Below are 5,273 nucleotides of genomic sequence, written 5' to 3' on the forward strand. Positions count from 1 at the left end.
GGCGCTTGCGCCGGAGCGGCGGCGCAAGCGCCCGGTTCCGGACTTGACCCGCCGCAAAGTGCCGCTTGCCGCCGCCCGTTGCAATAGCCCGGGCCCTGGCCGCCTTCGAGGAAACGCTGGTACGCCCAATTCGCGCTTCGACAAGTGGCTGCGCGGCGACAAGAAGGCCCTCACGGTGCGCGAGCTGGCGGGCTGCGAGCTCTTCAAGAGCAGCGGCTGCATCGCCTGCCACAACGGCCCGGGCGTGGGCGGCAATTCGTTCCAGAAGACGGACCCGGTCATGCCCTGCCAGACCGACAACAAGGCCGAGGGCCGCGCGGCGGTGACCGGCAAGGACGCCGGCAGGTTCAACTTCAAGGTGCCCACGCTGCGCAACGTGGCGCTGATCTATCCCTACTTCCACGACGGCGCGGCGGCCACGCTGGCGCAGGCGGTGGACGTGATGGGCCGGCCGCAGCTCGGCCGGCGAGGCGCGGCCCGCTATTGCCGGACGGTGCGCACCTCCGGCGGCGGCGCCGCTTCGAAGTTGCTGCGCCAGGGGTTGATGTCCAGGCCGCCGCGGCGCGTGTAGCGCGCGTACACGGTGAGTTTCTCGGGCCGGCAGGTCTGCATGACGTCGGTGTAGATGCGCTCCACGCAATGCTCGTGGAATTCCGCGTGCTGGCGGAACGACACCACATAGCGCAGCAGCGATTCGCGGTCGATGGGCGCGCCGCGGTAGCGGATCTGCAGCGTGGCCCAGTCGGGCTGGCCGGTCACCGGGCAATTCGATTTCAGCAGTCGCGAAGCCAAGGTCTCCTCGACGGGGTCGCCGGGCCGCGTGCGCAGCAGGCCGGCATCGGGCTCGTAGGTGTCGATCTCCACGTCCAGCTTGTCTATATAGATGCCTTCGGGCTCGGCCATGCGCAGCTCGCCGAAGCGCTGCGGCAGGATGAAATCCAGCCCCACCGGCGCGCCCGCCGCCGCGCTCAGGTCGCGCTCGAGCCGGCCGCGCAGCGCGGCCGAATTCACCAGCCGCGTCTGGTTGTAGGAGTTCAGGTACAGCTTGAACGACTTGGACTCGATGATGTTGGGGCTGTCGGCCGGCACGCTGAAGGTGGCCATGGCCACGCGCGGCTTGCCCTTGGCGTCCAGCCACGACAGCTCATAGGCATTCCAGATATCCACGCCATGAAAGGGCAGCGGCCCGCGGTCCAGCGCCAGCGCCGCGCGGTTGTGCGCGCGCGCGATGGGAAAGAGCAGCGAAGGATCGTATTGCGAGGCATAGCTCACGGGTTGGCCCAGCGGGCCGTGCGACAGCGTCATGGCGATTCGGTCATTGCGGGAAATACCGGCATTTTAGGCGCTTGCGGGCTGGCTATTTTCCGGATCGTGAAATGCCGTCTTCAAGATGTGAAAGCGGGTGCTGCGCAGCAGCGCAAACCCATTTCATCCTTGACAACATGCTTTCGTAATACGAAACGATGTTTGTAATTGATTGATTTTAAAGAAAAATAATTTTTGTCTTATATAAGATATCAGGCCGCTTTGCCCTGCAGCACAGGCTTAGACTTTCTCCAACGATTCAAGCATTGCAGCACCCCGATCCAAGCAAGTCTTCCCATTACCGACAGGAGCATCGCCATGAGCAACCGCGAAACCGAAATCCGCAATCTGCAGAAGGACTGGGCCGAGAACGCCCGCTGGCAAGGCATCAAGCGCGACTATTCCGCCGAGGACGTGATCCGCCTGCGCGGCTCGCTCGCCGTGGAGCACACGCTGGCCCGCCGCGGCGCCACGCGGCTCTGGGAACTGCTGCACAGCGAGCCCTTCGTCAATTCGCTGGGCGCCCTGACCGGCAACCAGGCCATGCAGCAGGTCAAGGCCGGCCTGAAGGCGATCTACCTCTCGGGCTGGCAGGTGGCGGGCGACGCCAACCTGGCCGGCGAGATGTACCCCGACCAGTCGCTGTACCCCGCCAACTCGGTGCCGCAGGTCGTGCGCCGCATCAACAACACGCTGACCCGCTGCGACCAGATCCAGTGGATGGAAGGCAAGAACCCGGGCGACGAGGGCTACATCGACTTCTTCGCGCCCATCGTGGCCGATGCCGAGGCGGGTTTCGGCGGCGTGCTCAACGCCTTCGAACTCATGAAGGGCATGATCGAGGCCGGCGCGGCCGGCGTGCACTTCGAAGACCAGCTCGCTTCCGTGAAGAAGTGCGGGCACATGGGCGGCAAGGTGCTGGTGCCCACCCGCGAAGCCGTGTCCAAGCTGGTGTCGGCGCGCCTGGCCGCCGACGTGATGGGCACGCCCACCGTGCTGCTGGCTCGCACCGACGCCGACGCTGCCGACCTGGTCACCAGCGACGTGGACGAGAACGACCGCCCCTACATCACGGGTGAGCGCACCGTCGAAGGCTTCTTCCGCACCCGCGCGGGCATCGAGCAGGCCATCTCGCGCGGCCTGGCCTATGCGCCGTACGCCGACCTGATCTGGTGCGAAACCTCCACGCCCAACCTGGAATACGCGCGCAAGTTCGCCGAGGCCATCCACCGCCAGTTCCCGGGCAAGCTGCTGGCCTACAACTGCTCGCCTTCGTTCAACTGGAAGAAAAACCTGGACGACGGCACCATCGCCAAGTTCCAGCGCGAGCTGGGCGCCATGGGCTACAAGTTCCAGTTCATCACGCTGGCCGGCTTCCACGCGCTGAACTACGGCATGTTCGAGCTGGCCCACGGCTATGCCCGCCGCCAGATGAGCGCGTTCGTGGAACTGCAGCAGAAAGAATTCGCCGCCGCCGAACTGGGCTTCACCGCCGTGAAGCACCAGCGCGAAGTGGGCACGGGCTACTTCGACGCCGTGACCCAGACCATCGAAGGCGGCAAGTCGTCGACGACCGCGCTCACCGGCTCCACGGAAGAAGCGCAGTTCGAACACGGCAAGGAGCAGAAGGCGGCCTGACGGGGCCACCGCCGGGCCCCTGGCCGGGCCCGGATCGCTGTGCTGTTGTGCTGTAGTTGTTGTAGGGTGGATTCAGGGTGCCTGCGGGCACCCGCTTTTTTTTGCGGGCGGTCCGTGCCCGTCAGCGGGCGCGGCGTGGCTTACGGGTTCGCCGCCGCGGCCTGGCCGCCGGCCCTGTCGGCAGCGGTCTCCCCGGCCGCCGATTGCGCGCCATCCAGCAGCGCCTGGACCAGCCGGTTCTCCTGGTCGGCCAGCCGGCTCACGAACGAGATCTGCCGGCAGGGCCCGTTCTTGCCCAGCGGCAGCACGCGCACCGGATGCACGTCCAGCAGGTTGCGGCCGGGCTCGGGCAGAATGCACACGCCCAGCCCCTCGGACACCAGCGCCGTCAGCGCCGCCAGCGACTGCATCTCCAGGCGGCAGCGGGCGTGGGGCGCATGCTGCGCCACATAGCGGGCCGCGATGCGGCCGCCCACCGTGCTCTTGTCGAAGCGTATCCATTCGTGGCGGCGGAACAGCTCGGCCACGGTCTTTTCGCGCGAGCCGGGCGGCGCGATCAGCACGAGGCGCTCGCGAAACAGCGGCGTCCACGCAAGCCGGCTGGACCCGCCCGTTTCGGGCTGCACGATGATGGCCGCGTCGATCTCGCCGCGCTTGAGCTTTTCGACCAGGTCGGCCACGCGGCCGCGCACGGGCCGCACGTCCAGCTTCGGGTAGCGCTCGCGCACGGTGCGCAGCAGCGGCGGCAGCAGCGTGACCTGCAGGGGTTCGATGATGCCCATCCGCACCTTGCCTTCCACGGCCGGGGTGCTGCGCCGGCGCAGTTCGTCCAGGCGCGCCAGCGCCTCCTGCAGCACGGCGTCCACTTCGGCGGCGAAGGCGTTGGGACGCACCTGCAGCGCCGAGCGGTCGAACAGCGGCTGTCCGAAGTACTCCTCCATCTGCTTCATCTGCAGGCTGACCGCGCTGGGAGACAGGTTCATGTCGGCCGCGCCGGCCGCGAAACTGCCGCCGCGCAGCACCGCGTTCAGGGTACGGAAAGACTCGATCTTCATCAGAAATCCTCACGTAGCGTTTTAAGAATCCTCGCTTTATATCACCAGGGGCGGGGCCTAGTATTCGCAACGGACAACAACCGGATCCGCGCCGCGCAGCGGCGGGCCATCGAGGAGTGGAGACTGAAGATGAAAAAGACCCTGGCCGGCCTTGCGGCCGCATTGAGCCTCGGACTGTGCGCGGGCGCGCCCGCGTCGGCGGCCGCCCCGGCGGGGGCGCCCGCGCTGCCGCAGAACATCACCATGGTGGTGCCCTTTCCGCCCGGCGGCAGCAATGACGTGTTCGCGCGCGTACTGGCCGAAAAACTGTCGGACCGCCTGTCGGTGCCGGTCATCGTCGAGAACCGGCCCGGCGCGGGCGGAGCCATCGGCGCGGAATACGTTTCGCGCGCGGCCAGGGACGGTTCGGTGCTGATGCTCTCGTCGTCCACGCTGACGACCAATGCCGCCGTGCAAACCAACCTCAAGTACGACGTGGTCCGCAGCTTCGCGCCGGTGGCCATGCTGGCGCGCAGCCCCATGGCGCTGGTGGTGGGCAAGGATTCGCCGTACCGCTCCGTGGCCGACCTGCTGGCGGCGGGCCGCAAGGATCCGGGCAAGCTGACCTACGGCAGCGCCGGGGTGGGCTCGGTCAACCAGATGGCGAGCGAAATCATGGCGGGGGGCGCACAGACCTCTTTCACGCACGTGCCCTACAAGGGCATGTCGCCGGCGTTGAACGACCTCGCGGGCGGCCGCGTGGATTTCGTGATCGGCAGCTTCGCCTCCGTGGCGTCCCTGCTCAAGGGCGGCAGGCTGCGCGTGCTGGCGGTGACTTCGCCCGGCCGCTCGCAGTTCTATCCGGACCTGCCCGCCATCGGCGAGAGCGTGCCCGGCTATTCGGTGGAGCTGTGGTGGGGCGTCCTGGCGCCGCAGGGCGCGCCCGCGCCCCTGGTCGAGCGCCTGAACCAGGAAATACGCGCCATTGTCACCGACGACAAGATGCGCGCCATGTTTGCCGAGGAAAGCGCCGTGCCGGCCACGCTGACCGTGCCGCAGTTCGCGGACCTGGTCCGCGCGGATGCCGGCAAATGGAAGCAGGTGGCCGAGGAACGCCACATCTCCGCCCAGTAACGTGCGGCGCGCGGCCGCCGAGATGCGAGTGCAAGCAATGAGAAGCAAACTGTTCGTTCCCGGATCCCGCCCGGAACTTTTCGCCAAGGCGCTGGCCGGCCCCGCCGACGCGCTGTCGTTCGACCTGGAAGACGCGGTGGCCGCGGGCCGCAAGGCCGAGGC

General features: G+C 67.5%; 5 protein-coding genes and 1 pseudogene. 4 read left to right on the plus strand and 2 right to left on the minus strand.

Annotated elements, in window-relative coordinates:
* Positions 1-83: 83 nt before the first annotated feature.
* Positions 84-469, plus strand: a pseudogene (locus AD428_RS22220) (cytochrome-c peroxidase); the annotation flags it as partial.
* An 11-nt stretch (positions 470-480) separates the two neighbouring features.
* Here the strand turns inward: AD428_RS22220 and queF are convergent.
* Complete coding sequence (queF, locus tag AD428_RS22225) at positions 481-1,305, minus strand: NADPH-dependent 7-cyano-7-deazaguanine reductase QueF (RefSeq protein ID WP_053246619.1); 825 nt, start codon at positions 1,303-1,305, stop codon at positions 481-483.
* Positions 1,306-1,623: 318 nt separating this feature from the next.
* Here queF and aceA point away from each other — a divergent pair, with 318 nt between their 5' ends.
* The gene (gene aceA / locus AD428_RS22230) at positions 1,624-2,943 is read left to right on the plus strand and encodes an isocitrate lyase (RefSeq protein ID WP_053246620.1); all 1,320 of its coding nucleotides are present in this window, start codon (positions 1,624-1,626) and stop codon (positions 2,941-2,943) included.
* A 140-nt stretch (positions 2,944-3,083) separates the two neighbouring features.
* On the opposite strand, the gene AD428_RS22235 is transcribed toward aceA, so the two are convergent.
* A complete protein-coding gene (locus tag AD428_RS22235) occupies positions 3,084-3,998 on the minus strand; it encodes a LysR family transcriptional regulator (protein WP_053246621.1) in 915 nt (304 codons plus the stop codon).
* Between the two features lie 129 nt (positions 3,999-4,127).
* Between AD428_RS22235 and AD428_RS22240 the strand changes: the two genes are divergently transcribed.
* Together AD428_RS22240 and AD428_RS26525 are read left to right on the plus strand one after the other, a co-directional pair.
* A complete protein-coding gene (locus tag AD428_RS22240; protein ID WP_053246622.1) occupies positions 4,128-5,111 on the plus strand; it encodes a tripartite tricarboxylate transporter substrate binding protein in 984 nt (327 codons plus the stop codon).
* A 37-nt stretch (positions 5,112-5,148) separates the two neighbouring features.
* Positions 5,149-5,273 (plus strand): aldolase/citrate lyase family protein (locus AD428_RS26525; protein ID WP_235491073.1); only part of this gene is annotated, 125 nt, incomplete at its 3' end.

Source organism: Achromobacter sp. DMS1, assembly GCF_001270295.1.